Consider the following 25898-nt stretch of genomic DNA (forward strand, 5'->3'; position numbering starts at 1 on the left):
AGCAGGACGATTCCACGATGAACGCTATCACCAACCAGGGCGCCGGCTACCGGTTCAATGGCCTGCCCCATCTTGAGGACTATCTCGGTTGGCGCGAGATGGTGCGGGATCCTCAGCCAAAGGGGTGCATTGGCGCCCTTCAGGGCGGGCTTCTCGACCTACTCAACCTGCGCCCGACCGATGTGAAGGTCAGCGATATCTGTCGCGGCCTTTCAGCGATACCTCGTTACAACGGGCAGACCGACTGCTCGAAATGGGGTGGTGTCAAGGACCGGATCTGGACGGTTTCCGACCACTCGGTGGTCGCCTTCGAGTTCGCAAAGAAGCTTTCGGTGATCCTCGGTCTCCCACAGCCGAGAGCGTACCTGTATGCCGCATACACCTTGCTTCACGACGCGCCCGAGTACATCATCGGGGATATTGTCTCCCCGCTAAAAGAGCTCCTGAAGCCCTTCATCTCAAAGCTCGAGGATGGCCTGGCGCGATCGGTTCACATCTCATTCGGCCTGCCCGCAGAACCCGATGAGGAGATGGCGACGCTGATCAAGCTGGCAGACGAGGTGATGCTTCTGGTCGAGAGCGTGGCAATCCGGCCCGGCTTCGAGCATTACGAGATGCGCATCACTGAGCAGTCTCGATGGCTCCTGCGGAACCTCGCCTTCTCGCATCCCGACAGAATTGAGGATCTGCTGACGGTTAATCCTCGCCTCGAAATTTCCGCGGCCGAAAAAATGGTTGCGGCGCTCGACGAGATCCTCGCCTATCCGCTGGTAGCACAGAATGTCGTCAACATCGCTGACATCGTGAGCCAGAGCGATACTGCCGAGGACATACCCGGTCCATCCATGGAGACGTGACTGAAATATCGATTTTCACGACGAGCATAAGAATATTCATCACCTCCAGCTGTGAATTCGAATTTCACTGCTGGAGGTGATGAAGGTAGTGATTTTTTATCTTGAAATTGGGATATGATCCTCACAGTTGCCGATCGGGCAACATCGGTAACCGAAATGGATCATTTATCTCTGGGAATGACACCGCCGAGTACAAAGAGAGTGCGAGCGACACCCGCGCAGCTCCCTGATGACGGATTTCAGTGGATTGACGCGCACCGCAGGACACTCGAAGCAAACGGCGCGGCGTCAGCCGTTGTCGATTGCCTCAATGCCATCGCGCTCAGGATCGCCATCGAGCGGATGTCAGCCGACGAGGTTGTTCACCTTCTGGGCGGAATCATGGCCAGGCTGCAGATGCCACACAGCGGACCGAAGGCAGATACACAGCTTGCAGAACTGTGCGGACTGACTCCTCACTTTCTGTCCCTCTTGAGAGACCATGAGTTTTTCCCACCAGAAGACGAATAATTTTCCGGAAGGACCTCGACTTTCGAGCACCCATGTCGCCACCCCTACAGATGCACTGCGACCGCAGCATCAGTGGGGGTGGCGCAACCGACTCATTATTCCTTTTTTTATTGATAATTATTTTTTGTATTTGTATAAGAAGCAATGCCGACGAAATCATCCACTGTGACCGATCCTCTTGTTCAGGCACGCGAAATTCTTCGCCGGCGAGACCCATCGCTGGATCCGCATGAATTCTTCACGCCCAATATCAGGCGCTACATCCCGCATTTCGGCAGCCTCAGAAACATGGCGGCGGCGGTCAGCCTTCTGATCGAGGTGCTGGATGATGACGCCAATCCGGCCATCCTTGTCGCCGGTGACTACGATGCAGACGGGATCTGCAGCGTCGCTTCGATGTCGCGCCTGCTCCAGCAGTTCGGCCGCCCGGACCATGGCCTGCTTCTCCCCGACCGAATGACCGAAGGCCATGGACTCTCAGCCGCGGCGACTTCCCGGATCTGCAACGCGAAGCCCGACCTTGTCATCGTACTCGACTGCGGCACGACTTCACACGAGGCCCTTGCCCGGATCTCGGCCGTTGCGCGACGCGGCGTCATCGTTGTCGACCATCACCAAGCGCCCGGCATGGCTTTCCCGGTCATGCCGCCCGGCGTTCTCCTGATCAATCCCGCTCTGGACGACTTCATGGGCACCCAGGTCCCGGCTGATGTTCAGCGCGGGCTAGCAGGGGCGTGTACCGGCGCCCTGGTCTACATTCTCGCGGCACAGTTCATGATCACCTGGCGGATGCGTGCTGTCCAAGATCCGGCTTTCGCCGCGCGCCACGCGCCGGAACAGAGTCCTCTGTTGGCCGATCAGGAGCTGCGCGACCTGCTGGCCGAGATCAGCGGGCTTGGTGCATTCACCACGATCACCGACATGGCCCCCCTCAACCGGTTCAATCGGGCGCTTGTTCGCACCAGCCTGCCCTACATTTCCAGGATCGTTGGCCTGCAGGCTATGGCCGCAAGCTTCGATCGCACGCTCGACATCGAGACACCCACGCCGGCGGATGTCGGATTCCGATATGGCCCCGTGATCAATGCCTCGGGGCGGATCCACCATGGTAACATCGCGTTGCGGCTGATGATCGAGACCGACTACGACGAGGCACTGCCGCTTGCCTGCCAGGCGATCGAGATCAATGTCGAGCGCCGCGCGATCCAGAAGGCCGTCGTGGATACCTGCCTCGAGCAGGTTGACCAGGCCGACGACAGCGGCGTCATGATCCGCAGCGAGGACTTTCACCCCGGGGTGGTCGGCCTCGCTGCCTCCAGGCTGCTCGAACACACCGGCCGGCCATCGATCGTGATCGGGACTGGCGGTGCCGGCTCCGCTCGGTCCGTAGCAGATTTCGACATCGGTGCCTTCATTCACCGGGCGGCCGATGAGGGCCTGATTCTCGGCGGTGGCGGGCACGCCGCGGCGGGCGGCTTTCGGGTCGCGCCGGCTCCAGACTCCCATCTTCGCCTCATGGAGCGCTTCAAGGCTGAGACGCGCGCAATCCGGCGCATCGCCGGCGCGCCTGATGTCGTCGTCGAGTTCGGGCAGATCTGCGACTTCAAGGGGCTCTGGGCCGCTATGGCTCCATTTGGCGTCGGCAATCCGGCTCTGACAATCTTGTTTCGCAACCCGGTGATCACGGACGAGAAGTGGTTCGGCGGGGAAGACAAGCCCCACTGGCGGGGGCGCCTGTCGAACGGCTCCGGCGAGATCGATCTTGTCTGGTTCAGCGCGCGTCAGTCGCTCGCATGGCCGGAGGGGCGCGAGTTCCTGCAGGGGGTCGGCACGATGCGCGGCCGGCTCGACGTCAACAATGGCTGGAAAGGCCCCCAGTTCCAGATCATGGTCGAGTCAGTGACCGAAGCCGGCCAGCCCGATCTGCACCGGCGCCAGGCCCGCCCAGCCGTGGTCGAACTTCACAAGCGGATCGACGTCCTGGAGTTCTAGGCTGGCGGTCGAGCCCGGTGGCTCGAGAGCAGCTCATCTGCCCAACCTCAAAGCCGACCGTCGATTACGACGGAAGCCTCAAAAAGCTGAGCTGATCGGTGCCTCATGCCGGGGCATCAACTGGATCGCCTACCTCATCGGCTTCATCTGTGATCGCGGCGAGTCCGGAATCCTCCGCCTCGGGCGCCTCCTCGTGAGGCTCTCCATCCGCCGCGGCTTCAAGCCTCATCGCTCCGGCCAGCTCGGCAAAATAGCCCGGCTGGCCAGCGATCTCGTCGAACAGGATCGCAACTGCGCCCTCCAGGCCATGGCCACGCACTCGAGCAATCTCCGGGACGCGGGAAATCAGCCGACGGAGCTGACGGGCCGGCATCGGCGGGACCGATGACTCCTGAACCAGGTGACCAGCATGGTTCCAACCGATCACGATGTCGGTTGGTGGCCGATCGACATGCCATGCAATCCTGGTCTCCCGATTGCTGGCGATCTGCGCAGAGACGATCCTCGCCGTTTCGCCAGCCATCGGGGCGGCGGGTACGATGGTGATATCCTGCCGGGGCGGCTCGTTCATTTCGATGGAGCTGGCCGCAATGCGGGCGGCTGCCTCCAAAGACGCGCGATCGCACACCATGATCTCCCCACCCTCGAGGACAAGGCTGCGGTAGCTCGGCTTGAACACGTGCCTATGGCCGTGCCGTTTCTCGATCGGCCATGACTGACGTGCGGCGAGAATTGCGGCCCGAATTGGTTTGAGCGACCGCCGGCGGCCAGCAAGGACGACAACGTCTCGGATATTGTGAACAGCCGCGCCAAGCTCCGACCTGACGGTCAGGCCGCGCCGGAGACTGGTCACGAACCGATCGTCAACGACTTCAATCCCCTCCTCCTTCGCCAAATCCGCCGCAACCGCGGCGCCGAGAAGGACGGTGGCACCGATCGCGCCGATGGCCGAGGATGATACATGGGTGAGGTGCGGGATGACAAAGCGCGCCACATTGCCAAGGAATGTCGGGTCGTGGATCAGTTCCTGGCCGGTGCCCCTCAGGTAATCAAAACCAGACTCGATCGAGATATACCCCGCCGTCGCAAAGGCTGCACGGGCGACAAATCTGGCGACCTTCTGGATTTTCGCGTCCGGAGGGAAGGTCTTGTAATTCGGAATTCTGACTCCGTCATAGCGGCACCCGGTAAATGCCGAGCCGACGTAGAGGGATTCGACAAAATCAGCGAGCTTTGTCCTGCCGATCGAATTCGGATTGCAAAAATCCAATTTATTACGCCGACCGGGTCGGGAGCGTCGCGGCTCTGGAAGAAATTTGAATTCTGAAAAGTCGACACGCTCGCATACCGCACGACGCCAGCGGCTGAACGAGCCCTCACAGTTCTTGAACGAGGAAAATCGATTTATCGAGCCAGACAGGTCAACCCGATACATATCAGAGAAAATTACGTGTGACCGGCTGATCCTCGCATCGGCCAGGCTCGCCTCGCGCATGGTCGACCGCGAAATAATAGTATTTTCAATGGAAGAGTCCGATAAATTGGCATTATCGAAGTCAGCCTGCTCTATTTTCGAATTTGTGAGCACACTCGATGTCAGGTTGGCACCTTCCGCCGAGAATTTCCGAATTTTACTCTGCTTGATCGTCAATCCGGTGAGATCTGATTCGTCAAAATCGATCCCCACAATACGCTCACAACTGCGAAATATGGAATTAACGAACCGGCACTTGCGAGCGGTGAAATCATGGATTGAGCAGCGGCGGAACTCGGTACCCGAAAAATCGGTATTTTCCGGAACCTCGAGATTGCGGATGTCCAGGCCGACGAGGAGGAGGTAGCGCGCGTCGCCGTATTCACGCACATAGGCTGCAATGGCTTCGGCCGCTGTCGCTCCATTGGCTGAGCGAAAGCCGTCATTCGAGGTAACCCTCACGCCGGTCTGCGCCTTTTCACCGATGCGACGTGCGTGGTTCTGGTAGCCTGGCTGCTGCACAACTCTCTCCTGGATTGGACCTGTCCGGTCGCGATGCGCAAGGACCGCGGGGAAACCTAGCCGGCAACTGCGTGTTCAACAGCATCGCGCAGGGTCAGCCGACACCGAAATCGAGCGGTAGTGCCGGCGCCGTCTCGTCCGGGCATGGCGGCGCCTGCACCTGCTGGACCTCTTCATCTCGTCGGGGCTCCGGACTTTCTGCAACCGAGCCGAGGTAGCTGATCGTCCTCACAATCAGCCCGTCCCGTTCAGCCGTCATGATCATGTTTGCGGTTCCAGGGGTATGGCCAGCCCTGACAGCAAGAAGATGGGTCCCAAACCACGCCATCTCGGCATTGCGGATGATCCCGGCGACCTTGGTCCGGTAGCTGTTCCACTCGGCCGGGAAGCCGTGAACCCTGACGCCCTTCCTCGTGCCCCATTCGGCACCGGCCCTGTCTGCGCCACGGGCGCCGCCGCATACAACTTCGATCTCCCCTTGCAGGCCAGCCGTCATCCGGTCGATCGCAGTGCAAGCCCACTCAATGTCGGCCGCATCCCGGCTGCCGGCGATAATCAGCCTCACCAGGCCAGGCCGCCGCCGCCTCAGCCAGAGGCCCGGAAGCAGGCAGTTGTCTGGCGCGCCGTCGAAGAGGGGCGCGATCTGGTCATCGGTGAAGCCAGCATTGTTGCAGCCGATCCGAGTCACTTTGAAATCCGTCTCGGGGTTCGCCCTTGCGTGGTCGAGGAACCTTCCGACCGATTCCGCGACTTCCTGTAAATCCATGGTGACGTACGGCGCACGCTTCGTTGGCAGAGCATATGCCCGCCCGGTCCGCCCCTCTCCGCAGCCCGTCACCGCGCCGAGATAGTCTCGTGCAAACCGGGCGGCCCCCTTTCCGTGGACACCTTCCAGATTGGACCCGAAAACGAATACGGCACCGCGGGATCTGCGGGCTTCACTGTCGTCGAGACAGTTCGGATAGCTTCCATGAGACATTGCCATCTTCCGCTCCAGTCGAATGTACATCACTATACAAACACAATGGTGAAAGCGACAAATAAAAGATCGTTTTATCTTGCTGTTTCCACTTTTGTTTTATATACTGATAGGAATTCAGGACATCAGGAGATAGATCATGCCGAAAGCGCAGGCCCCCGACTTCGCGCCGTCCGCCACTCCCGCTCCCTGGTCGATTTCGCTGCGAAACCAGGAAGCCGGATCCGACAAGGTCTACAACATCACGCTGCGCCCGGACGGAGACCTCTGGCGGGTCGACTACCAGAACGGGCGCTATGGGTCCTCTCTCGTAAGTGGAACCAAGACGGCATCGCCGGTGGCCTATGCCGAGGCGGCCGAAATCGCCACCAGCCTCCTGGTCAGCAAGCTGAAGGGCAAGTACCGGCCGATGGCGATGCCGGGTGCCGAAAGCGCCCCGGTCTATGTCGAGCCGAACGATACCGGGGTCAGGCCGCATCTCCTCTCGGCCATCGGCAAGGACGACCTTGGCGTCTATCTCTCCGATCCGACCTTCATGGCGCAGGAGAAAAAGGACGGGCATCGCCGCTTCATCCGGCACAACCCAGAAACCGGGACGACCGGCATCAACCGCCGAGGTCTCGCGGTCGGCCTGCCGCGCATCATGGTCGACGTGTTTGCCGAGTTCCCGATCGCCTTCCTGATCGACGGCGAGATGGTCGGGGAAACCTTCTGGGCTTTCGATCTTCTCGAGCACGGAGGGGACGATCTCCGTCCGATGGGCGCCGCCAACCGCTACCGCCGTCTCGAATCACTTTACGAGGTCATGTTCAGGAATCCCGCATTTCGGGAGATCGGGTTCAACCTGATCGACACAGCCTGGGGCGAAAGGAACAAGACCGAGCTCCTGCAGCGCGTCACGGCCGAGGGCGGTGAGGGCGTGGTCTTCAAGGAGCACAGCGCTCCCTACGTCGACGGGCGGAATGGGGACCAGCTGAAATTCAAACTGTGGAACGACCTGAGTGCGATCGCCGGCGACGCGAAGAGCGGCAAGCGCAGCGTCGAGATGAAGCTGGTGGACGACGCGACGGGCACCCTCATGCCGGTTGGATATGTCACCATCCCGGCCAACCACGAGATCCCGGCGCCCGGGACCGTCGTGAACATCCGCTACCTGTACGCCTATCCGGACGGGTCCCTGTTCCAGCCGCAATACGAGGGTGAGCGCAGTGACATCACGGCCGCCGAGTGCCTGGCCAGCCAGCGAGCATTCGCGCCGGCTGCCGCTCCTCAGGCCGCGATCGACAGCCCCGAGCCGGGCATGTGATGACCATGCAGGCGGGTCGGTTCTGGCCGGCCCGCGGGGCCGGCCATGCAGCCGCTCGAAAGATTATGACTTTTTTTGTTGACATAGGCGAACCCGATTCGTATTCAGGGTCCATGTTCACCCTTTGCGCACATAACGGCCTCGATATTTCCGCCGTCGCCGCGACGCAAACCGCCGCCCTTACCGGGTCGCGCGGTCATTGCGAAACCGTGCGCATGTTCGGCCGCCCAAATCCGCAGAAAGATCTACGGATTTCATGGAAGCCGAACATGGCTGAGCAGGGATAAGAAGCACCTTTTGCTTCCCTCCCCTGCTCAAACGAGCAAGGGGAGACCTAAATCCCAGTCCACTCGAGTCGAAGGACGAAGTTAGGGGCCTCAGGAGGGCAACAAGCCGGTCTCCGGATCGGTGGCAACCAATCGAGGCGATCCAGACAGGGTCGGCGTGCGCCTAGCGTCAGAGCACGAATGTCGAGACAGGCCCTGCTCTGGAAAAGCCACCCCTCGTCGGTGTGGTTTTTCCAGAGCACCCATTAGGGTGCTGGATCTTGGACGACCCTCCAGGTGGATCCGACATGAATGCCAGACCGGCTGGTGCATGCTTCGCGAACAGGTGATACCCTCCCCCTTCTGTTACCCCCGGCCCCGGGTCGGGTACAGATGAGACTTCTATGGGGATTCCACGCATGGGCTTCAGGTACCGCCGACGCATCAAGGTAGCACCCGGTGTTCGAGTGAACGTCTCGAAGACTGGAACTTCTCTCAGCCTTGGCGGTCGGGGTGCTACCTACAACATCAATCGTGACGGCGGCCGGGCTTCTTTCAGCCTGCCCGGCACGGGTCTCAGCTATACCGGGGCCCGCTCGGGGAAGGCCGGAGATCTTGCGATCCTTGTTGCGCTCTTCAGCGCGGCGATGCTGGCCTTTGTCATCTCGTTCCGGCTCTTACGATGGATCCTGCGCCTGCCGGGCGCGCTGGTTGCCTACCCGTTTACCCGCACCCCCAAGACGGCTGCTGACAGCGCGGGGCAGACAGCGACCCCTTCCGTGAAATCGGTTCTTGTGAGCGCCCCGTTCGGGCCGACAGGTATCGAAACCATCCCTGGATTGTCCGCCACTCCAGACGCCCATGCGGAGGCTGGACGCGCTGCAGCTCTGGCGACCGAGCTTCCCGCTGAAGCGGCGCCGCCCCGAACACTGCGCGACCGCGAGGATATGAATGAGATCGTCCGGCGGATCGCAATGCAAAATGCTGCCGCCGCGGCGCGGGCGCGTGCGGCTGGGCCAGCTCCCCGGCGGCAGCGCAGATCTCCTGTGGCTGACAGATCTTGATTTAGGAAGCGTGGCAGAGCCAGGCTGATTGCACCCGCTTGGAAGGCGGGAGGGCCTGGCAACGGGTCCCGCGAGTTCAAATCTCGCCGCTTCCGCCACCAACTCCGAAATTGCGGGCATAGCTCAGAGGTAGAGCGCCTCGTTGCCAACGAGGATGCCGGGGGTTCGACTCCCCCTGCCCGCTCCAGAGCTGCAGGACGAGCGTAAAGGGGAATGGAGACCCGCCGGATTGCAACCCCGGTCGCAAGCGGATCGAAACCGTCGGCCTGCTCCACGAATGCACCTGTAGCCCAACTGGATAGAGCACCCGGTTACGAACCGGGAGGCTGGAGGTTCGAATCCTCCCAGGTGCGCCAAACCTGCCCGATATCGGCCCGGCGGCCTCTTGCTTGCACGATCTGCACCTAACATCGGCAGACGAGCAACGCGATGGAGGCGATCATGCCGGATGAAAATGGGTTCGAGAGCGCCGCCGACCAGGCGTACAGGATGGCATCCCGCTGGGGTGGCGAATACGTTGTCGTTCGCATGCCGGACGGGAGCTTCGTTGCCCGAGGCGCACGGCAAAAGGACAGCCATGATCGCCCGACGGCAGAGGAAATCGGGCGGGTCATCTCGCATCGTCTGGACCAGCTCGAATGGCGGTGGGCAGACGGCAGGGCGGAAGAGCCGCCGGCCTCGCCCTTCGATCGGACGATCGTCAGCGCTCGGACGACCGTCCTCGCAACGCCTTACTGGTCGGTCGGGAGCTTGCAGCCCGCTTCGCGAGAGCTGGCGCAGTTGATGGCTCACGTGATGTCGATCCAGATTGTCTGGAATTCAGGCCGGCCAGATCGCGCAACCAAGCTGGTTATGGCAGAGCCGGCGTCTCTGGCCGACGATATGTCCGTGCCCTACGCGCAGTACATGGCCAATGTCGAACAGTCAGGCGTGGTCGACAAGGAGCTGTCACGGCTGCGCCGGACTATCGCCGCAGCCCGCCAGATCCTGCAGAGCCGCGAGCGTCGCGACGCCGTGGGCGCGAGCATGGATGTCATGTTTGGCCGGACACGGCTCCCGGAAATTGCGGAGCCGGGCGCGACGCCGGCCCCCTGATCACGCACACCCGGACGCTTAGCTCAGCGGTAGAGCAACGCCTCGACACGGCGTTGGCCGGTGGTTCAATCCCACCAGCGTCCACCAGTTCAAAGCTCCATTCGTTCATGGGTAGGATCGCGGCTTGTCACGCCGCCGAACCGGGTTCGAGTCCCGGATGGAGCGCCATAGCCTTCACGCGATCGTTAGGTGCGGGTTACTCGTCAAGAGGGGCATCATGGGCTCAACCTGCCGCGCTCGACTTGCTGGGCCGGATCTGATGCAACCTAATCTCAGGAGATCGCATGGCTGAAGAAGATGATCCCGATACCCGCCTTGAGGCGTATAGGCGTCGGGGGTTCTCCCCAATTGATCCACCACTCACAGAGCAGATGTCGGCTATGGACGGCCTGGACACTGAAAGTGAGTACCTGGTGGTGAGCGTCCACGCCTACCCGGCTGAAATATTCGAGGAAAGGACCCGACAGGTGAAAGTCGGATCTAGGAAAGTCCTCAAAAAACAGGGCCTCTTCAACAAGGAAATGGCCGAGGTCGACGAGTACATCTTCGAAACCCAGATCGAGCGCATACCGACCGGGAAATTCTACGACACCCACATCGACAAGGCGCGGCTGGCGAAAGATATCCAAGAAGCCTGCAACAAAATGCACCAGCTCGGATACGTCCTGCTCAGCCAATCCGAGGTCATCTCTGGCCGATACGCCTATAAGTTTGTGAATGACATCAACTTTGCAAATCGATACGCGGCCACCGGTGGCTTCGGATACGGATACAGCGTGACCGATGGCGTCGTTCTTACCTTTCGAAAAATGCGCGCGTAGCTCAGTGGTAGAGCAATCGGTTGATAACCGGTAGGCCGTTGGTTCAATCCCAACCGTGCGCACCAGGCATCGAAAACGCAGGGTCACGGGCTATCCGCGGTGACGTCGCCCGTCAAAGTCGAGTGCGAGCCCTGAGGCGGATCGACCCGAACAGTCGCAAAGCTTCAGACGTTCAAAGCGGCGGCCCTGCGACCAATGACTGTCCGGCGCAATGGCCGGCGAAGGCGTTGCTTGCACGCATCCTCGCTATCATGGCGCCGGAAATGGAGCGTGAGATGGGTATCGAGTATCAGAACACGGTTGGAATCCTGCATCCCGACATCCCGGCGAAGAGCGCAGGGCGGAAGGTCGGGGAGTGGAAGTACTCATATCCCGACATTCGCCAGGGCGGGCGGCCGACCATCATACCGATCACGATCCTCATGACATACCGGGGTCGGCGCGCCTCCTTCGCGGCCATAAGCGACCAGCTCCCCGACGATTACGAGCACTCGGACATCAACGAGCTGCATCGCCTCGTCTTCAATGCGCTCGAGGACCAGGCCCGCATCCTGACCGAAGTCGAATGGGAGGAATGGCTCGAGATCACCGTTCAGGGCGCCACGAAGAACACTCTCGAGTGCCAGGATCGCTACTCGGCTCTGCTCGCCGGCGACCTGAAGATCGAGGTGAACAGGATCAAGCGCGGTTTCCACCCGGAGACAGGTCTCCCCCTGACGGTGAACTCGAATGGGGTGGCGCTTCCGTTTCCTGAGCCGACAAGGCTCTCGGCCCCTCAAGAGCAGATCAGCGGCATGCGAATGTTGACACCCAAGGAGCGGTCATACGTGCCGGCCACACCGGAGAACATCCGGATCCTGAACGGCATTATCGACCGGATGGAACAGCTCCGCACCGGCCTGTCCGATATGCTCAGCCACGAGAACGTCGGAAATTCGCATGACATCGGCGAGGCGCCGATGGACCTTCTGCCATCACCCTGAGCCGGGACCACCGGGCTGCAGGGCGATGCGCCAGCCCGTTAGCTCAGAGGTAGAGCACCTGGTTTACACCCAGGCTGTCGGCGGTTCGATCCCGTCACGGGTTACCATTTTTGGCCAGTAGCTCAGCGGTAGAGCCCCCGACTGTTAATCGGGTCGTCGCAGGTTCGAATCCTGCCTGGTCAGCCAGATCGGAGAGGTGGCCGAGCCAGGCCGAAGGCACTCGATTCGAAATCGAGCAGGCCCTTCATAGGGGTCTCGCGGGTTCAAATCCCGCCCTCTCCGCCAACACCGGACCGGTAGCTCAGTGGCCAGAGCGGCTGGCTCTTAACCAGCGGGGCGTGGGTTCGACTCCCACCCGGTCCTCCAGGATTCCTCAGGATGTAGCTCAGCCTGGCTAGAGTGCCGCTTTCGGAAAGCGGAGGCCGCCGGTTCAAATCCGGTCATCCTGACCAGATTGCATGACGCTGCCGTGGCCCAGTTGGCAGGGCGCGCCCATGGTAAGGGCGAGGTCGCCGGTTCGACCCCGGCCGGCAGCTCCAAACGGGACATGGCTCAGCCTGGTAGAGCGCTCGCCTGGGGGGCGAGAGACCGCCGGTTCGAATCCGGCTGTCCCGACCATTCTCATCCGCAGTGCGGATCCTCTCTATGGTGGCATTAGCTCAGTCGGTAGAGCGCCGGTTTGTGGCACCGAAGGCCGCGGGTTCGATCCCCGCATGTCACCCCAACAGCCCCTTCGTCCATGGGTTAGGACGCCGGTTTTTCACACCGGCAAAACGAGTTCGAGTCTCGTAGGGGCTGCCAGATTTCGAAATATGTGCCTGTGGTGGAATGGCAGACACACCAGTCTGAGGGGCTGGCGGGAAACCGTGGGAGTTCGAGTCTCCCCAGGCACACCACCGATATGGACCGGTAGCGTATAGCCGGCTGGCGCTGGCAGCGGCTTTTTAACCCGCCCGCACGGAGTTCGATTCTCCACTGGTCCTCCAGCATCAACAAATCGCGCCCGTGGTGGAATGGTAGACACGCCGGTCTCAGAAGCCGGTGACCACGGTCATGGAGGTTCGAGTCCTCCCGGGCGCACCATCAGAAAGGAGGCCGCGCAATGAGCGCATTCACGACGTCGCCGCGGCGGCTTCAACCACTGACCGGGATATCTCCCCGGTAGTTTAGCGGCAGAACATCCGGCTTTGACCCGGATGGCCGAGGTTCGAATCCTCGCCGGGGATCCCCAACAACAGTGCGCGCATGGTGGAATCGGCAGACACACCGGCTTCAAATTCCGGCGGGCAACCACGCAGGTTCGAGTCCTGCTGCGCGCATTCTCCACCACCGCGGATGTGGCGGAAAGGTAGACGCACCGGACTTAAAATCCGGCGAGACATCATGAGGGTTCGACCCCCTCCATCCGCACCAGATCACCGGCCCTTTCGTCTAGCGGTCAGGACGCCTGGTTCTCAGCCAGGAAACGCGGGTTCGACTCCCGCATGGGCTGCCATCGCCATTTTACAGTGGGCCGCCACTTCGTCACGGCTTGATCGGGGCGAAGGGTGATTGATGAGGATCTTCCATTCGACCCCGTCATGGACCGGTCGTGAGGAAGCTCTTCTTGTAATAGGTCGGGTCTGCCTGGTTACCAAATCCACCCCATCCGAATTTCGAGCCGGTTCGAGGGTGGATCCATGTCTGAGTGCGTTTGCCGCACTGATATTCCGGTTTCCAGATATTCTGGCCATACTCGAAAAGGATAGACATGTGGCTGATGCCATGGGAGTTCATCCATCCGCCACAGTCGGGACAAACCGGTTTCCCAAGGCAGATGATTTTGAGATTTCCAAGGAGACCAATGTTTTGTTTTGCGTCTCCTGGGAGGTCGTTAAGTATAGCCCGGACAAGATACATCTCGGCGTGGAGCCCGTCAGGGACATCCGTCGCGTAGGCAAAATGCACCTCATGCGGAGGTAAAATATCAATTAGCTCGCCGTAAATCCGGTCTCCTGTTGGTATTGACGCCTTGTTTGTGCTTAGCTTCAACACAATAAACAAATGATTTACATTATTATACGTCCAGAATCCAATTGCTATTGTTTCTGTCCCACTTGCCAACACTTCATCGCCCTGGTTGTTCAGCATAGAAGTTATTCTTGTCCAAATGTCCTGTCCTATATTAGTCGGACCAATAAATTTTGCCTTTGCAATCCGATTTTCACGCTTTTGCTTGGGCGTAATTGTCATTGATTCCTCCTGATGTATTTCAGAACTTCATCTTCTGGCGACGCTTTGAGATTTTACTTAGGCTGGCACTTTGCTATTCTAGTTCGCGGATCAAGACCTGGCCTCCATCTGATCGGATAGCAGGGAGCCGCGAGCAATCATACAGAATTCCGGCGGATCGGGCGGGGTGTAGCTGAGCCTGGCAAAGCGCCTGCTTTGGGAGCAGGAGACCGCCGGTTCGAATCCGGCCACCCCGACCAGCAAGACGCGTCAGTAGCTCAACGGATAGAGCGTCCGGTTCCGGACCGGGAGGCTGAGGGTTCGAGTCCTTCCTGGCGCATTTCACTGCTAGACTGTCAGAATGCCAACAGCAGCCACCGAATGGTCCGTCTATCTCCTGGAGTGCAGGTCCGGCGCGCTGTATTGCGGCATCGCCGTGGATGTGTATCGCCGCTTTGCCGCCCACGCCGCCGGCAAGGGAGCGAGGTTCACCAGAATGGATCCTCCGGTCCGCCTGCTGCTCGTCGAGCCCTGCCCGGACCGGTCGTCCGCCCTGAAGCGGGAGTTCGAGATCAAGAGGCTGTCCCGCGCCAGCAAGCTCGCGCTCGTCGCTGATGCTGCGTCTGATGCCATGATCGTCGAGCAGGATGAGCCGCAGCCAACGGCCTGAGGTTTAGATCCAAACCAGGCCACCGCTAGGTCGAATGCATATCGGCCCGATACGATTCCGCCAGAGATCAAGAAAATCCATAGCTCGAGGCGGATATCATGAATGACCAGGCTCAACGAACCATCACACCCATCTGGCGTATCCCTCTGCCCGATTTCCTCACGAACAACGGCAGTCCGCGCATGGCCTCGGATGCCTTTACGGCGAAATATGAGGCGGACGTGGCGAAGAAGTGGCCATCCATTATGCTCGAGGCAGAGAATCTGCTGCAGGACGACAGTGTCCCGCTCCGTACGCGGGCCGGGCTTCCAGGTCTCGTCCTGAAGACCACCGGGACCAGCTGGGCAGGCGGCATCATCGCCGTCTGGGACGCCACGACACGCGACCTGATCGCCTGGCAAGATGGCGGTGTGCCCTATGTCCTGCCCCAGTTCAGGGGGCGCGGCATCGGTGGCGAACTGTGCCGCATCACGTTCGAAATCGGCCACAAGGATCGCAGGTCGGGGGTATTTTTCTCAGCCGGCGGACTGGCCTCCAGGAAGGCGGCTCATCGCGAGGCGGTGCGGGACGCCCTGCTCGCCGGCGAAATCGTCCCGCACGAGGTCCTGATCGACTACCCGGCTTTCGCCGCGGGCGATCTGAAAAGCCCAGCCGGGGCCGCACGCCCCGATCAGGTTACCCAGCGGGAAGAAGCCAGTCACGAGCTGTTCCCCTCGTCCTGAAGGGCCGGGCTCACCGAGAAGCAGGAGGATCGTTCACCGGATAACGACGGGGCACCGCCACGGTGCCCCAAGCAGCCAGGAGAGAGAGATGCTGGACGTCAACACGCAGAACCTCGATCAGCGCAGGGCACTGCTGCTGAACGGGGATTTCCGACCGATGTCGGTATCCCCGCTGGCAACCCTTTCATGGGAAGACGCCATATCCGGCGTACTGTCTGACCGGTTGACCGTGGTCGCCGAGTACGACGACTGCGAGGTGCGCTCGGCGAGACGGAGCTTCCGGATCCCGTCCGTGGTCGCAAGCCGCGAGTTCGTGAACCTGTCCCGCCCGGCGCCCAAGACCCGCTGGAACGTGATCCTCGCGTACCGCTTCACCTGCGCCTATTGCGGTGCCTCCAGACTTCCGGTTGAGGATCTGACTTTCGACCACGTGATCCCGCGCTCCCGCGGCGGCCCGTCGACCTGGATGAACATTGTCCTGGCCTGCAGGCCCTGCAATGAGCACAAGGCCGATCGAACACCTGCGGAGGCTGGGATGCCGCTGCTCGTGAAGCCTCACCACCCGACCAAGGCGAAGCTGAACGCCCTCGCCCTGCGTCACCTCGATCACAAGGCCAGCCTGCACCGGGACTGGGTCGACTACCTCTACTGGGACACCCGGTTGGAGGACTAAAGCGATGCCGCACTGCCCATCGGTGCGGCATCTAATTTCCCATGATTTTTATTGACTTGATGCTACCGTCAATGTATTCATGGCGCATGCGACAGACACGTCAGCATAGCGGCAGAGCCGTCAGCGATATGCACAGCACCGGGTGGTCGATCCTTTCGACGGCCGGTCAAGCCTGGTCAGGCGCCGTGAGGACGGCGGCCGGGTATCGCATGTTCGCGACACGCAGCCGGATGCGGGGGTAAGGGGCGATAAAGCCCCCTCCCCTGCTCAGACGAGCAAGGGGAGACCTAGATCCCGGTCCACTCGACTCAAAGGACAAAGCTAGGGGCCTCAGGAGGGCAACAAGCCGGTCTCCGGATCGGTGGCAACCAATCGAGGTGTTCCAGATCGGGGTTCAGTGCGCCTGGCGTAACAGCACGAAGCGAAAGCGCCCCGTTTCTGGACAGACCAAGTTCAACGGCTTGGGCTGTCCAGAAACATTCCCGGCCATCCCGGCAGGGCATCTGGAAATCGGGGAAGCGGCAGAGATGGCGCGCTGCGGCGGACTGTAAATCCGTTGCCGACCGGCAAGTTGGTTCGAATCCAGCCTTCCCCACCACCATCAGGCGGATAGCTTAGTGGCTAGAGCTGGCCGCTCATAACGGCCGTGGCGCCGGTTCGAATCCGGCTCCGCCTACCAGACGCGTTGCCTCCGTAGCTCAACAGGACAGAGCGGTCGCCTTCTAAGCGAATTGTTGCGTGTTCGAGTCACGCCGGGGGTGCCAGATCGCGGGTGTAGCTCAGAGGTAGAGCTCCTGCCTTCCAAGCAGGATGTCGTGGGTTCGATCCCCATCGCCCGCTCCACAATCACAAGAGTTCAAAGGATGGCCGCAATGTCAAAGCCGAAGAACGCGGTCACGATGATCGCACAGGGCCTGCTCTATGATGTCTGGGCCCTCCGCGGCGACCAGATCGGGATCGTCAGCCGCCGGAGCGGCGAGATCAGGACGATCCACGAGCGCGAGTGGAAGGGCGCACTGGGCGATCGCGTCGCTGACCCTGCCAATCCCACCATCGACGCCGTGCGCCATATCGATGCGGCCTGCAGGAGGCTGACGTTCAGGCCCGAACCGGCGATGTGAGTGCGGATTCCTTGCGGATCAGGGCGTTCAGCCAGGTGATGTGCTCCCGTCCCGGTTGCCGCCCGGCCGTTCGCCAGGCTTCGATCAACCCGAGACCCGGGAGTGCTTCGAGGAGCCGCTGAAGCCCCTCTTCATCGATATCCGTGAACCTGCGGCCGCCCTCGAACCTCTCGCCCCTTCCCGCCTTCATGCTGAGGTACCAGACGCCGGCGGGCCGCAACGACCGCGCCAGGCGTCTGAATACATCCAGCAGATCTGCTGGGCGGACGTGAAGCAGGGACGCACAGCACCAGATCCCGTCATAACGATCGACGTCCTCGACGGCCTCGAACCTGAGATGACGGACCGGATGCCCGAGCAGCTGCGACGCGTGCTTGGCCATGGCGGCAGATCCGTCGATGGCAGCAACCCGGTATCCGAGGTCGAGAAAGGCCCGTGCATCCCGGCCACTGCCGCAGCCGGCATCAAGAATATCCGCCGGCGGACACCTAACCTCGGCGAGAAAGCGAGCTCGCACTGGCTCCATTTCCACCTTGCCAGTTGCCTCCACAAAAGTGGCGGCATTGCCGTCATACCAGTCGATGCTGTCGGCCATCTCGCGCCCTCTTGGTCGTGGTGGCCTGATCATACTCTACAGGGGTCGCGAGATCCCAAGGAAATTGGAGGATAGTTTAGAGGTAGAACACCCGGCTCTGACCCGGGCAGCCCTGGTTCGAATCCAGGTTCTCCAGCCAACACAACATCGAGGGAGCGCGGTATGCCCGGGATCAGGGTCGTCGGACTTGAAGGTGTGCTCAGTGCGGTAAGGGCACGATACCCCACTGCCTGGCAGGAGGGCAGCACGGGGTTTTCGAGAACCTATTTCGTCAGGAAAGATGGCGAAGCTGTCCTGGTCGCGCGGGCAACCCCAAAACGATTTAGGGGTGATCCGTGGACGGAGATACCGTTCAACCTCGAGTTCGAGGAGCCTGAAACGCTCCCGGGGGTGGCCATGGCCACCCCCGGCGAATGACAGCGCGAATTTCGCCGGCGTAGCTCAGGGGTAGAGTACCCGCCTTGTAAGCGGGTGGTCGGGGGTTCGAATCCGCCCCGCCGGCACCATGGCAGGCTCGTCTCTAGGAGCCGGCTGCGACCATGCGGAAATATCCGTGCGAGCCGCCGCACGATTGGTCGTATTGGTCCTCGTAAATGGCGACGGCGAAATATGGCATCTCGGCATTCGCTACCGCAAAGGCGCGGCCCTGCCGATCGAGCGGAATCCTCAGGATCTGCTTGTCCATGGCAAGCGCAAGGGACTTCACCGCGATGTCCCACTTGCCGTAGTAGTCACCGTCCAGCGCGTCTTTGTAGACCTGTGCGCCGACACAGTGGCATACGCCTTTTCCCTGGGGCTTCTCGGCAAACTTCGCACCCCTTTCGCATGCTGTCTCCATGCGGAAGGCAAACAGCTTGGCCTGATCGGCCGAGCTAATCTGCGGAGGGGGGACAGGGTCAATCATCTGTGCACGCGCCGCGGCAGGAGCCACAAGCAGTGCGGCAAAAACGAAGATCCTGATGGTCATGCTCGAGCGTAATGTCGAGATCCGCCCAGGGTCAACAGGAATCCACTGGCTGCCATCAATACCGGGCAGCCCTCAGGAGCCACGGCTCCTCCAATCACGCCAGGATAGCTCAGCAGGTAGAGCAGCCGCCCGAAAAGCGGTGTGTCGGTGGTTCAATTCCATCTCCTGGCACCAACAACAGGTGGGGTCGACGGGCACCGTGTCGCGCAAGTGACCAGGACCGCCCTCCTTCACCTGTCCTTCAACGGAAGCGTGGCCGAGCGGTCTAAGGCATCCGCTTTGAAAGCGGGCAGGCGCTACGACGTCTCGCGGGTTCGAATCCTCGCCGCTTCCGCCATCACCTCCAAGGAGACCCGACAATGATCCGACCGTCCCCTCCCGAGATCAGTACCAGGCCCGCCGATCGGGGCGGGCCGTCTGGAGGATCTCGACATGAAATCAGAGGCACGTGGCCGGGCGTGGCGCCGGCATAATCGCGATCGCATGATCTGCCGTGCGATCGGCATCGTCAGCCGCGAACAGCCTTGCGGGACGCCGGACGAGATCCGGCGATCGGCGCTGCTGAGGGCCGACAACTTGCGGGACTGCACATGCTCTGCATGCGGCAACCCGCGGAGATACTGGAAAAGCCTGACCCTGGCGGAGCGCCGCGCGCGCAGCGCCGGTCGGCAGGATGGTACCGACTAACCGAAACGGGCCCGTGGCTCAGCGGCGACAGCACCTGCTTTGCAAGCAGGCAGACGAGGGTTCGAGTCCCTCCGGGTCCACCAGACTTCCCGGGGCCATAGCTCAGCCGGGAGAGCGCGTGAATGGCATTCACGAGGTCGGCGGTTCGACCCCGCCTGGCTCCACCAGTATAGGAGACGTGGCCGAGAGGCCGAAGGCACCGGTTTGCTAAATCGGAGGGCCCGAAAGGGCTCCGCGGGTTCGAATCCCGCCGTCTCCGCCATACCCTTTCAAATATGGTTAGCTAATATTGCACACCATCGCGCTGTTAAGGCTCACGCCTGCGTCCTAGAACCATTTTTGGAGGGGCGGGTATGTGCCATCAGAAATTTGCTGGCTTTTGAGTTTCAGTTGGTCATTTGCTTCGATCTCCGCATGCAGAGACTCACACAACGATTTCCAGCCGGGCCAATACGCGTCAGAATCTTTTTTGGCCCACATGTTTTTATCCCAGATATCTTCCCACCAATGCAATTTTGCTATTGATCTGTCGAATATAGCGGATCGATTCACCTGACCTTCACTCAATTCATTCCATATATTGTCTGATACAATATGACTCGAGATCATCGTATCAGATAGCAAATTTGACTTTGTATAAAGCCTGTAAAGTGCTTTCCAGACCAATAGAAGGTGAACCAGATCAAATCTACCCCCGGCACCGGTCTCAGCACTAACATGGTAAGGTGTGTGAAAGGCATCTGTCTTCACGCCCCACTCCCGGACCACCATCAGTTCGCCAGCCTTGCTGTTCCGCCGCACAAAGTGCAGGCGCTTCAGACCTGTAGGGCTGTCGTTATCCACGCCAAGCAACCAGAGCGCCCCCTCAGCCGGCTCGAGCGGGATCCGCTGGTTCCGAATCAGATATGGCGCGCCTCTGCCGAAATTGAGCCATTCGTTTGACACACCGCACCACTCGGCGATCGCCTCCACCTGGCTCATCGTCGGTTCCGCCACCCCCTCGAACCACTGGTCCACGGGAGTCACAAAATCGAGTCCGATACCTCGTGCGAGGTCCGCATGTGTGAACCCCCCTCTATCCTCATACTTACTCGGCGGGGTTTGAGCGGCCAGCGCCAGAGCGGCCTGGAGCCGCGCAGACAATTCGGCGAGTCGGCCGTGCATACTTGGCCTTTTCACCCACGCGTGGAGAGCCTCTCTGGCCTCTGCCTCCATGGATCGTCGGTTTTGAACCGCGAGCTCCTTGAGCTGCGCGACACCAGACTCATCAAGGCTTCGGATTACTATTTGTGCCATTTTTGGTGCCTTTGCAATCAGAATGCAATCAATGTTGATAGCATATCGCCCCATGTCAAGCCCTTTGGAGGACGGAATGAGCAAGCCTCGCTTGGCGCAAGCCAAGCCAAAGCCCCGGAACCACATGGTCCGGGCACTCCACGATCCTCTCTTCCGGTCGCGCTGCGTGCCGACGAAGAATGCGAAGCTGCAGATCCGACGGAAGGGTTGTCTGCGCCGGCAGCTCGCTGCCGCAGCCGACCTTTTCGCCGGATCCCGGCAACTCATGCTGCCTTAGCTCAGATGGCCAGAGCGCCGGTCTCATAAGCCGGATGTCGGTGGTTCGATTCCACCAGGCAGTCCCACGATGGGCGTAGTGCTAACTGGAAACACGCCGGTCTCCAAAACCGCGCAACGCGGGTTCGATTCCCGCCGCCCGTGCCACCCCCTCGCCGCCGTAGCTCAGCAGGTAGAGCAGCCGTTTCGTACACGGCAGGTCGCCGGTTCGACCCCGGCTAGCGGCCCCACAACGACTTGCGAAGCCCATTACGGCATCGCAAAATAAAGGACGTTGGATCCTGGACTCAAATCGTGGTCGTTGCTGACATGATGGCGCCGGACGGGCGCGTATTCCTGAAGAGTGAATTCGCGACGGCGGATTCCAACTGGCCGTGCTTCTCATACTCGAAGCGCAGCCTCGGCGATTTCCTTCGCAGGGAGTACCGGACGGGCCGCGATGTCGTCGTCTATGCTGGAACCGGTGACCCAGAGCGGACGGCCGACCCCGCACATCGGAAGCGCCTGCTCTCGGCCGTCAGCGTAGATCCATCCTCGGAATACGAGACGAAGCGCATCGTGCCACCGGAAATCTGGGAACGGGTCGCACCCAGGTTCGGCGGCAACCCATGGCAGTTCTCGATGCTGATCGTTCGGGCCGCCACCATGACCCGTCGCCCCTTCCCCGCCGCCCAGGATGTCGCACCGGGCGCCTATGCAAGCCTGGGGCAGCCGCGGTACCGCGGCAACGTGGTCGAGGTGTTGGGACGCGAGCGGGAGATCATCATGGATCTGCCGGTCACCCGGGCAGAGCTCAACTTCACCGAGGCTGCCCGGCATTATCTCGACACGAGGGCCGCGGTCGCCGCCGAAACGCCGAAGCTGGTCAAACAGGCCGCCTACAGGATGGCCGAGCGGATCGCCCAGCGCATCGCCCGCAGCGGCACTGTTGATCCGCGGACGAACCCCGTCCGGTTCGGAGCCAATATCAGCGACACGATCGTGATCATCACACGGAAGTGGATGCAGGAGCAGGGCGGTCTTTGCGCCCTCTGTGGCACAGCCCTGGAAGCCACGGATCATCCGCTTCTGCAGCCATCGCCTGACCGGATCGACAGCTCGATCCCGAGCTACGCGGCGGACAACCTCCAGATAACCCACCTGGCCTGCAATCTTGCCAAGAACGCCTGGTCGAATAACCAGTTCGCGGAATGGCTGGAGCACGTGCGCGGCACGGGGACGATCCAGACCGAGAAATAAGCGACAGACAGGCGCATATTTATTGAAATCATAACGACGTTTTTATATACTTCGAGCCTCTTCGAAGGAAGGAAGGCTCATGCCAGACACGAATATCGGCAACATCGAGAGCGTCAGCTTTTCGGACACCCTCGCCGAGCGTTATCTCGCTTATGCGCTATCGGCGACGATGTCCCGCTCGCTGCCGGATGTCCGGGATGGGTTGAAGCCGGTCCACCGGCGCCTCGTCTACGCAATGATGCAGCTGAAGCTCGATCCTGGATCGGGCTACAAGAAATGCGCGCGCGTGGTCGGCGACGTGATGGGCAAGTTCCACCCCCATGGCGATAGCTCGATCTACGAAGCCCTCGTCCGCCTGGCTCAGGATTTCGCCTCCCGCTACCCGCTCGTGGACGGTCAGGGGAATTTCGGGAACATCGACGGCGATAATCCAGCCGCGATGCGCTACACCGAGAGCCGGCTTACCGCCGTCGCGGCGGCCCTCATGGAAGGCATCGACGAGGACGCGGTCGACTTCCGGCCCACCTATGACAACGAGGAGCGCGAGCCGGTCGTCCTTCCGGCGGCATTCCCGAACCTCCTGGCCAACGGTGCGACCGGCATTGCCGTGGGCATGGCCACCTCGATCCCGCCGCACAATGTCCGCGAGGTCTGCCGGGCGGCGCATCACCTGATCCACTACCCGAGCGCGTCGGTGGCCGACCTGCTGGCGCTGATGCCCGCGCCTGACTTCCCCACCGGTGGCCAGATCGTGGACGACCCAGCTGCCCTGTGCGCGATCTACGAGACCGGTCGCGGGGCGATCCGCCTGCGGGCCCGGTGGAGCCGCGAGGAGCTTGACGGCGGTGCGTGGCAGGTCGTCGTGACCGAGATCCCCTACCAGGTGCAGAAGTCCGCGCTGATCGAGCAGATCGCCAACCTGCTCGAGAACAAGAAGGTGCCTCTGCTTGGCGATGTCAGGGACGAAAGCTCGGATGTCGTGCGCATCGTTCTCGAGCCGAAATCGCGGGGCGTCGATCCGGAGCTCCTGATGGCCAGCCTGTTCCGGGCCAGCAACCTGGAGACCCGGTTCAACTTCAACATGAACGTCCTCGACGCCAACCGCACCCCCCGGGTGATGGGGCTGCGTGAGATCCTGCAGGCGTGGCTCGATCACCGCCACGAGGTCCTCGAGCGCCGCTCCCGGCATCGGCTCGAAGCGATCGCCAGGCGGCTCGAGATCCTGAATGGCTACCTGATCGTCTACGTCAATCTCGACGAGGTAATCCGCATCATCCGCGAGGAGGACGAACCGAAGCCGGCGTTGATGACGGCGTTCGGCCTAACCGAGGTGCAGGCCGAGGCGATCCTGAACATGCGGCTGCGCAGCCTCCGCCGGCTCGACGAGATCAGCCTGCGGAATGAGCATGAGCGGCTCACCGCCGAACAGGCCCGGCTGCATGGGCTTCTGGCTTCGGCGGATCTTCGCTGGGCCGCGATCGCGTCAGAGCTCGAGGGTACTGCGGACCGATTCCGCGACCCGCGGCGTTCTCTCATCGCCCCTGTCGCCGACGTTGACGAGGCTCTTCCGGCCGCCGCTGTGATCGAGAAGGAGCCCGTTACGGTGATGCTGACGCAGATGGGGTGGATCCGCGCGGTCCGCGGGCATGTCGCCGTGGACGCCCTGCCAAAGGTGAAAGACGGCGACGCCCTGCACCTCATCTGCCACTGCCAGACGACGGACCGGGTGACCCTGCTCGCCGCGGGCGGACGTGTCTTCTCGGTCGGCGCCGGTGACCTGCCGCGGGGCCGCGGCGATGGCCAGGCGCTGAGACTGCTGATCGACCTGGACATCCAGGACAGCGTCCTCACGATGTTCGTCCCCGACCCCGGGCAGCGCTACCTCCTCGCCCGGTCCGATGGGCGCGGCTTTGTCACGGCGGGGACCGAGCTCTCGGCCGAGCGGAAAGCCGGGAAGGTCCTGGTGGTCACGCAGCCCGAGGCACTGGTCGCCTTCTGCAAGCCGGTCACCGGAGATCACGTCGTGCTGGTCGGCGAGAACGGGAAGATGCTGGCCTACCCCGTGTCCGAGATCCCGCAGATCCAGCGCGGAGCAGGCGCGATCCTGCAGCGCTACAAGAGCGGGGGTCTGCGCGACCTGCAGATCTTCAACCTCGCTGACGGCTTCCGCTGGGTCGCGGGCGGCGCGGCGCGCACCGAGGCCAACTCGGCTTACTGGGTGGCCGGCCGGGCGACCCAGGGGAAGGCCGCACCGAAGAAGTTCCCCGTCAAGGACGGGTTCGGCCTGCCGGGCTGATCGGCCGGTAGCTCGCGGCGACCAGGATTTCATCGATCCTGGTCGTGTAGCGCGGCGATAGGCGCATCGCCCTCGCCTTCCATGGCCGCTCGATCCCGGCCGCGAGAGGCCGTATCGTGTCACGGCCGAACCGGGCATTGATCGCATCGAGCGCCCCCATGATGCGCTTTGACCGCGCGGGTTCTCGCGTCGGGAACAGGTTCGCCGGCTGGCTGGCCTCATCGACGAGATCGAGCAGCATCACACCGGTCTTCGCGTAGCTGAGACCAGGCCGCCAGATCGGCCGAAGCAGCCGCAGTGCCTCGCCGATCAGCGCGAGGGTGTCCGATGTGGCCTCGATGCGGGCGCTGTTGCGATTGCTGTACCACTCCCCCTTCCCGAAAGGCGGGGTGTGCAGGAATACCGTCATTCCTGTCGCCTGCAGGCCGGCCTGACGAAGCTTCTCGGCCGCGCGCGTGGCATAGGCCGCCAATGTCTCGCGCAGCTCGCCCCACTCGGAGACCGGGCGCGAAAAGGCCCGGCTCACCGTAATGCCCTTTCTCGGCGGGGCCATCATGCTGATCGGCAGGCAGGATACCCCACGCAGCTCGGCCTGCACACGCGCGCCCACCACGGTCATGGTATCCCTCACCTTGCGGGAATCCATCGCGACCAGGTCGGCAATCGACCGCACACCCATCCGGTGCAGCGTTTCCGCGGTCCTCCCCCCAATCCCCCAGACCATCGATACCGGCAAGTCCGGATAGACCGCCTCCCGCTCCAGTGGGTCCCGCAGATCGCAGACTCCGCCGAGTTCTAATCTGTCCTTTGCCAGCTTGTTCGCCAGCTTGGCGATCGTCTTGCTGGGCCCGATCCCGATGCATGTCGGGATCTTGGCGACCCGGCGCACCTCCTCGCGCAGCGCGCGGCAGAATGCCGGCAGGTCGGCGGCCACATCTCTCAGGTCGAGGAACATCTCGTCGATCGAGTAGGGCTCGACCCGCGGCACCCGACTGACCAGGATGTCGTACATCCGGCGGCTCATATCGCCATAGAGGCTATAATTCGAAGAGCGCCAGTCGAGGTCAGCCGCGTCGCGCCGCTCGCGGACCAGGTGCCACGGCTCGCCCATCGCCACGCCGCGCTCTTTTGCTTCTGCCGAACGGGCGATCACGCACCCATCATTGTTCGACAGGACGACAAGCGCCCGGCCGCGCAGGGATGGCGCGAAGGCGCTCTCACACGACGCATAGAACGAATTCCCGTCGATCAGCCCGAAGACAGCCATGGTTGTGTG

21 protein-coding genes and 37 tRNA genes are annotated in these 25898 nt (G+C 61.6%); 51 read left to right on the forward strand and 7 right to left on the reverse strand.

The window, feature by feature from the left end:
* Window positions 1–17: 17 nt before the first annotated feature.
* The 3 genes from HUW10_RS01780 (at window position 18) to HUW10_RS01790 (ending at window position 3359) form a co-directional block, all read left to right on the forward strand.
* Window positions 18–857 carry a hypothetical protein gene (locus HUW10_RS01780; protein WP_174501953.1) on the forward strand — a complete coding sequence of 280 codons (840 nt, stop codon included), beginning with the start codon at window positions 18–20 and terminating at the stop codon, window positions 855–857.
* A gap of 114 nt (window positions 858–971) precedes the next feature.
* On the forward strand, window positions 972–1367 hold the full coding sequence (locus HUW10_RS01785; protein ID WP_174501954.1) for a hypothetical protein: 396 nt from the start codon (window positions 972–974) through the stop codon (window positions 1365–1367).
* Between the two features lie 288 nt (window positions 1368–1655).
* Window positions 1656–3359, forward strand: coding sequence for a DHH family phosphoesterase (locus tag HUW10_RS01790; RefSeq protein ID WP_174501955.1), 1704 nt, complete (start codon window positions 1656–1658; stop codon window positions 3357–3359).
* Between the two features lie 103 nt (window positions 3360–3462).
* Here the strand turns inward: HUW10_RS01790 and HUW10_RS01795 are convergent, their stop codons facing one another.
* Together HUW10_RS01795 and HUW10_RS01800 are read right to left on the reverse strand one after the other, a co-directional pair.
* Window positions 3463–5355, reverse strand: a complete 1893-nt coding sequence (locus HUW10_RS01795; protein WP_174501956.1) for a pentapeptide repeat-containing protein — start codon at window positions 5353–5355, stop codon at window positions 3463–3465.
* 94 nt (window positions 5356–5449) lie between these two features.
* On the reverse strand, window positions 5450–6340 hold the full coding sequence (locus HUW10_RS01800; RefSeq protein WP_174501957.1) for an SLOG family protein: 891 nt from the start codon (window positions 6338–6340) through the stop codon (window positions 5450–5452).
* 133 nt (window positions 6341–6473) lie between these two features.
* Between HUW10_RS01800 and HUW10_RS01805 the strand changes: the two genes are divergently transcribed.
* The 26 genes from HUW10_RS01805 (at window position 6474) to HUW10_RS01930 (ending at window position 13364) form a co-directional block, all read left to right on the forward strand.
* The gene (locus HUW10_RS01805) at window positions 6474–7640 is read left to right on the forward strand and encodes a hypothetical protein (protein WP_174501958.1); all 1167 of its coding nucleotides are present in this window, start codon (window positions 6474–6476) and stop codon (window positions 7638–7640) included.
* Between the two features lie 685 nt (window positions 7641–8325).
* Entirely contained in the window at window positions 8326–8970 is a 645-nt protein-coding gene (locus HUW10_RS01810) for a DUF4236 domain-containing protein (protein WP_174501959.1), read from the forward strand.
* A 4-nt stretch (window positions 8971–8974) separates the two neighbouring features.
* Window positions 8975–9068, forward strand: a tRNA-Ser gene (locus tag HUW10_RS01815).
* A gap of 14 nt (window positions 9069–9082) precedes the next feature.
* A tRNA-Gly gene (locus tag HUW10_RS01820) sits at window positions 9083–9157 on the forward strand.
* 92 nt (window positions 9158–9249) lie between these two features.
* Window positions 9250–9326 (forward strand) — tRNA-Arg (locus HUW10_RS01825).
* A gap of 73 nt (window positions 9327–9399) precedes the next feature.
* Window positions 9400–10065 (forward strand): hypothetical protein, encoded by a 666-nt coding sequence (locus tag HUW10_RS01830; protein ID WP_174501960.1) that lies wholly within the window; start codon window positions 9400–9402, stop codon window positions 10063–10065.
* Between the two features lie 12 nt (window positions 10066–10077).
* A tRNA-Val gene (locus HUW10_RS01835) sits at window positions 10078–10152 on the forward strand.
* A gap of 7 nt (window positions 10153–10159) precedes the next feature.
* A tRNA-Asp gene (locus tag HUW10_RS01840) sits at window positions 10160–10233 on the forward strand.
* A 116-nt stretch (window positions 10234–10349) separates the two neighbouring features.
* Window positions 10350–10886: a hypothetical protein gene (locus HUW10_RS01845; RefSeq protein ID WP_174501961.1), complete on the forward strand. Its 537-nt coding sequence runs from the start codon at window positions 10350–10352 to the stop codon at window positions 10884–10886.
* Window positions 10877–10951: transfer RNA gene (locus HUW10_RS01850), tRNA-Ile, on the forward strand. The genes HUW10_RS01845 and HUW10_RS01850 overlap by 10 nt, the downstream gene beginning before the upstream one ends.
* A gap of 162 nt (window positions 10952–11113) precedes the next feature.
* Window positions 11114–11869 (forward strand): hypothetical protein, encoded by a 756-nt coding sequence (locus tag HUW10_RS01855; protein ID WP_174501962.1) that lies wholly within the window; start codon window positions 11114–11116, stop codon window positions 11867–11869.
* Between the two features lie 32 nt (window positions 11870–11901).
* A tRNA-Val gene (locus tag HUW10_RS01860) sits at window positions 11902–11976 on the forward strand.
* A gap of 4 nt (window positions 11977–11980) precedes the next feature.
* A tRNA-Asn gene (locus HUW10_RS01865) sits at window positions 11981–12055 on the forward strand.
* Between the two features lie 4 nt (window positions 12056–12059).
* Window positions 12060–12154: transfer RNA gene (locus tag HUW10_RS01870), tRNA-Ser, on the forward strand.
* A gap of 5 nt (window positions 12155–12159) precedes the next feature.
* A tRNA-Lys gene (locus HUW10_RS01875) sits at window positions 12160–12235 on the forward strand.
* An 8-nt stretch (window positions 12236–12243) separates the two neighbouring features.
* Window positions 12244–12321 (forward strand) — tRNA-Pro (locus tag HUW10_RS01880).
* Between the two features lie 11 nt (window positions 12322–12332).
* Window positions 12333–12408: transfer RNA gene (locus HUW10_RS01885), tRNA-Thr, on the forward strand.
* A gap of 2 nt (window positions 12409–12410) precedes the next feature.
* Window positions 12411–12487 (forward strand) — tRNA-Pro (locus HUW10_RS01890).
* A 30-nt stretch (window positions 12488–12517) separates the two neighbouring features.
* Window positions 12518–12593: transfer RNA gene (locus HUW10_RS01895), tRNA-His, on the forward strand.
* Window positions 12594–12595: 2 nt separating this feature from the next.
* Window positions 12596–12670, forward strand: a tRNA-Glu gene (locus HUW10_RS01900).
* 13 nt (window positions 12671–12683) lie between these two features.
* Window positions 12684–12765: transfer RNA gene (locus HUW10_RS01905), tRNA-Leu, on the forward strand.
* Window positions 12766–12868: 103 nt separating this feature from the next.
* Window positions 12869–12952: transfer RNA gene (locus HUW10_RS01910), tRNA-Leu, on the forward strand.
* 72 nt (window positions 12953–13024) lie between these two features.
* A tRNA-Gln gene (locus tag HUW10_RS01915) sits at window positions 13025–13095 on the forward strand.
* A 13-nt stretch (window positions 13096–13108) separates the two neighbouring features.
* Window positions 13109–13188 (forward strand) — tRNA-Leu (locus HUW10_RS01920).
* Between the two features lie 12 nt (window positions 13189–13200).
* Window positions 13201–13282 (forward strand) — tRNA-Leu (locus HUW10_RS01925).
* A 7-nt stretch (window positions 13283–13289) separates the two neighbouring features.
* Window positions 13290–13364, forward strand: a tRNA-Glu gene (locus HUW10_RS01930).
* An 83-nt stretch (window positions 13365–13447) separates the two neighbouring features.
* On the opposite strand, the gene HUW10_RS01935 is transcribed toward HUW10_RS01930, so the two are convergent.
* Window positions 13448–14101, reverse strand: coding sequence for a hypothetical protein (locus HUW10_RS01935; protein ID WP_174501963.1), 654 nt, complete (start codon window positions 14099–14101; stop codon window positions 13448–13450).
* Between the two features lie 162 nt (window positions 14102–14263).
* On the opposite strand from HUW10_RS01935, the gene HUW10_RS01940 reads away from it, so the two are divergent.
* The 10 genes from HUW10_RS01940 (at window position 14264) to HUW10_RS01985 (ending at window position 17266) form a co-directional block, all read left to right on the forward strand.
* A tRNA-Pro gene (locus tag HUW10_RS01940) sits at window positions 14264–14340 on the forward strand.
* A gap of 7 nt (window positions 14341–14347) precedes the next feature.
* Window positions 14348–14420, forward strand: a tRNA-Arg gene (locus tag HUW10_RS01945).
* Window positions 14421–14441: 21 nt separating this feature from the next.
* Window positions 14442–14750: a GIY-YIG nuclease family protein gene (locus HUW10_RS01950; RefSeq protein ID WP_174501964.1), complete on the forward strand. Its 309-nt coding sequence runs from the start codon at window positions 14442–14444 to the stop codon at window positions 14748–14750.
* A gap of 98 nt (window positions 14751–14848) precedes the next feature.
* Entirely contained in the window at window positions 14849–15472 is a 624-nt protein-coding gene (locus HUW10_RS01955) for a hypothetical protein (RefSeq protein ID WP_174501965.1), read from the forward strand.
* Between the two features lie 88 nt (window positions 15473–15560).
* On the forward strand, window positions 15561–16145 hold the full coding sequence (locus HUW10_RS01960; RefSeq protein WP_174501966.1) for an HNH endonuclease: 585 nt from the start codon (window positions 15561–15563) through the stop codon (window positions 16143–16145).
* Between the two features lie 512 nt (window positions 16146–16657).
* A tRNA-Tyr gene (locus HUW10_RS01965) sits at window positions 16658–16743 on the forward strand.
* A 5-nt stretch (window positions 16744–16748) separates the two neighbouring features.
* Window positions 16749–16824 (forward strand) — tRNA-Ile (locus tag HUW10_RS01970).
* Window positions 16825–16832: 8 nt separating this feature from the next.
* Window positions 16833–16909, forward strand: a tRNA-Arg gene (locus HUW10_RS01975).
* A 4-nt stretch (window positions 16910–16913) separates the two neighbouring features.
* Window positions 16914–16988: transfer RNA gene (locus tag HUW10_RS01980), tRNA-Gly, on the forward strand.
* A gap of 29 nt (window positions 16989–17017) precedes the next feature.
* A complete protein-coding gene (locus HUW10_RS01985) occupies window positions 17018–17266 on the forward strand; it encodes a hypothetical protein (protein ID WP_174501967.1) in 249 nt (82 codons plus the stop codon).
* Here the strand turns inward: HUW10_RS01985 and HUW10_RS01990 are convergent.
* Window positions 17244–17861, reverse strand: a complete 618-nt coding sequence (locus HUW10_RS01990) for a bifunctional 2-polyprenyl-6-hydroxyphenol methylase/3-demethylubiquinol 3-O-methyltransferase UbiG (protein ID WP_174501968.1) — start codon at window positions 17859–17861, stop codon at window positions 17244–17246. The two genes, HUW10_RS01985 and HUW10_RS01990, sit on opposite strands and share 23 nt — an antisense overlap.
* 65 nt (window positions 17862–17926) lie before the next feature.
* On the opposite strand from HUW10_RS01990, the gene HUW10_RS01995 reads away from it, so the two are divergent.
* Together HUW10_RS01995 and HUW10_RS02000 are read left to right on the forward strand one after the other, a co-directional pair.
* Window positions 17927–18000: transfer RNA gene (locus HUW10_RS01995), tRNA-Gln, on the forward strand.
* Window positions 18001–18291: 291 nt separating this feature from the next.
* Window positions 18292–18367 (forward strand) — tRNA-Thr (locus HUW10_RS02000).
* Window positions 18368–18381: 14 nt separating this feature from the next.
* Here HUW10_RS02000 and HUW10_RS02005 read toward each other — a convergent pair.
* On the reverse strand, window positions 18382–18828 hold the full coding sequence (locus HUW10_RS02005; protein WP_174501969.1) for a hypothetical protein: 447 nt from the start codon (window positions 18826–18828) through the stop codon (window positions 18382–18384).
* 98 nt (window positions 18829–18926) lie between these two features.
* Here HUW10_RS02005 and HUW10_RS02010 point away from each other — a divergent pair.
* From HUW10_RS02010 to HUW10_RS02030, 5 genes are all read left to right on the forward strand, one after another.
* Window positions 18927–19002, forward strand: a tRNA-Phe gene (locus HUW10_RS02010).
* Between the two features lie 72 nt (window positions 19003–19074).
* Window positions 19075–19165, forward strand: a tRNA-Ser gene (locus HUW10_RS02015).
* Between the two features lie 357 nt (window positions 19166–19522).
* Window positions 19523–19598 (forward strand) — tRNA-Ala (locus HUW10_RS02020).
* 8 nt (window positions 19599–19606) lie between these two features.
* A tRNA-Ala gene (locus HUW10_RS02025) sits at window positions 19607–19682 on the forward strand.
* 5 nt (window positions 19683–19687) lie between these two features.
* Window positions 19688–19777: transfer RNA gene (locus HUW10_RS02030), tRNA-Ser, on the forward strand.
* Between the two features lie 65 nt (window positions 19778–19842).
* Here HUW10_RS02030 and HUW10_RS02035 read toward each other — a convergent pair.
* A complete protein-coding gene (locus HUW10_RS02035) occupies window positions 19843–20937 on the reverse strand; it encodes a FitA-like ribbon-helix-helix domain-containing protein (RefSeq protein WP_174501970.1) in 1095 nt (364 codons plus the stop codon).
* A 141-nt stretch (window positions 20938–21078) separates the two neighbouring features.
* Here HUW10_RS02035 and HUW10_RS02040 point away from each other — a divergent pair.
* The 5 genes from HUW10_RS02040 to parC all read left to right on the forward strand — a co-directional run bounded on the left by HUW10_RS02040 (window position 21079) and on the right by parC (window position 24622).
* A tRNA-Met gene (locus tag HUW10_RS02040) sits at window positions 21079–21155 on the forward strand.
* Between the two features lie 2 nt (window positions 21156–21157).
* Window positions 21158–21234, forward strand: a tRNA-Trp gene (locus HUW10_RS02045).
* 7 nt (window positions 21235–21241) lie between these two features.
* Window positions 21242–21317: transfer RNA gene (locus tag HUW10_RS02050), tRNA-Thr, on the forward strand.
* Window positions 21318–21396: 79 nt separating this feature from the next.
* Window positions 21397–22326, forward strand: coding sequence for a hypothetical protein (locus HUW10_RS02055; protein ID WP_174501971.1), 930 nt, complete (start codon window positions 21397–21399; stop codon window positions 22324–22326).
* A 79-nt stretch (window positions 22327–22405) separates the two neighbouring features.
* A complete protein-coding gene (gene parC, locus HUW10_RS02060) occupies window positions 22406–24622 on the forward strand; it encodes a DNA topoisomerase IV subunit A (protein WP_174501972.1) in 2217 nt (738 codons plus the stop codon).
* On the opposite strand, the gene HUW10_RS02065 is transcribed toward parC, so the two are convergent.
* Entirely contained in the window at window positions 24594–25889 is a 1296-nt protein-coding gene (locus HUW10_RS02065; protein WP_174501973.1) for a Y-family DNA polymerase, read from the reverse strand. The two genes, parC and HUW10_RS02065, sit on opposite strands and share 29 nt — an antisense overlap.
* Window positions 25890–25898: the final 9 nt, after the last annotated feature.

Source organism: Acidiphilium sp. C61, from assembly GCF_905116885.1.
Lineage (GTDB): Bacteria > Pseudomonadota > Alphaproteobacteria > Acetobacterales > Acetobacteraceae > Acidiphilium.

What these genes read in the sequence shown, in the direction of transcription:
- HUW10_RS01780 (WP_174501953.1), top strand. Translation starts at nt 18, where the DNA reads ATGAACGCTATCACCAACCAGGGCGCCGGCTACCGGTTCAATGGCCTG.
- HUW10_RS01785 (WP_174501954.1), top strand. Translation starts at nt 972, where the DNA reads ATGATCCTCACAGTTGCCGATCGGGCAACATCGGTAACCGAAATGGAT.
- HUW10_RS01790 (WP_174501955.1), top strand. Translation starts at nt 1,656, where the DNA reads ATGGCGGCGGCGGTCAGCCTTCTGATCGAGGTGCTGGATGATGACGCC.
- HUW10_RS01800 (WP_174501957.1), bottom strand. Translation starts at nt 6,340, where the DNA reads ATGGCAATGTCTCATGGAAGCTATCCGAACTGTCTCGACGACAGTGAA.
- HUW10_RS01805 (WP_174501958.1), top strand. Translation starts at nt 6,474, where the DNA reads ATGCCGAAAGCGCAGGCCCCCGACTTCGCGCCGTCCGCCACTCCCGCT.
- HUW10_RS01810 (WP_174501959.1), top strand. Translation starts at nt 8,326, where the DNA reads ATGGGCTTCAGGTACCGCCGACGCATCAAGGTAGCACCCGGTGTTCGA.
- HUW10_RS01830 (WP_174501960.1), top strand. Translation starts at nt 9,400, where the DNA reads ATGGAGGCGATCATGCCGGATGAAAATGGGTTCGAGAGCGCCGCCGAC.
- HUW10_RS01845 (WP_174501961.1), top strand. Translation starts at nt 10,350, where the DNA reads ATGGCTGAAGAAGATGATCCCGATACCCGCCTTGAGGCGTATAGGCGT.
- HUW10_RS01935 (WP_174501963.1), bottom strand. Translation starts at nt 14,101, where the DNA reads ATGACAATTACGCCCAAGCAAAAGCGTGAAAATCGGATTGCAAAGGCA.
- HUW10_RS01950 (WP_174501964.1), top strand. Translation starts at nt 14,442, where the DNA reads ATGCCAACAGCAGCCACCGAATGGTCCGTCTATCTCCTGGAGTGCAGG.
- HUW10_RS01955 (WP_174501965.1), top strand. Translation starts at nt 14,849, where the DNA reads ATGAATGACCAGGCTCAACGAACCATCACACCCATCTGGCGTATCCCT.
- HUW10_RS01960 (WP_174501966.1), top strand. Translation starts at nt 15,561, where the DNA reads ATGCTGGACGTCAACACGCAGAACCTCGATCAGCGCAGGGCACTGCTG.
- HUW10_RS01985 (WP_174501967.1), top strand. Translation starts at nt 17,018, where the DNA reads ATGTCAAAGCCGAAGAACGCGGTCACGATGATCGCACAGGGCCTGCTC.
- HUW10_RS01990 (WP_174501968.1), bottom strand. Translation starts at nt 17,861, where the DNA reads ATGGCCGACAGCATCGACTGGTATGACGGCAATGCCGCCACTTTTGTG.
- HUW10_RS02005 (WP_174501969.1), bottom strand. Translation starts at nt 18,828, where the DNA reads ATGACCATCAGGATCTTCGTTTTTGCCGCACTGCTTGTGGCTCCTGCC.
- HUW10_RS02035 (WP_174501970.1), bottom strand. Translation starts at nt 20,937, where the DNA reads ATGTGGTTCCGGGGCTTTGGCTTGGCTTGCGCCAAGCGAGGCTTGCTC.
- HUW10_RS02055 (WP_174501971.1), top strand. Translation starts at nt 21,397, where the DNA reads ATGATGGCGCCGGACGGGCGCGTATTCCTGAAGAGTGAATTCGCGACG.
- parC (WP_174501972.1), top strand. Translation starts at nt 22,406, where the DNA reads ATGCCAGACACGAATATCGGCAACATCGAGAGCGTCAGCTTTTCGGAC.
- HUW10_RS02065 (WP_174501973.1), bottom strand. Translation starts at nt 25,889, where the DNA reads ATGGCTGTCTTCGGGCTGATCGACGGGAATTCGTTCTATGCGTCGTGT.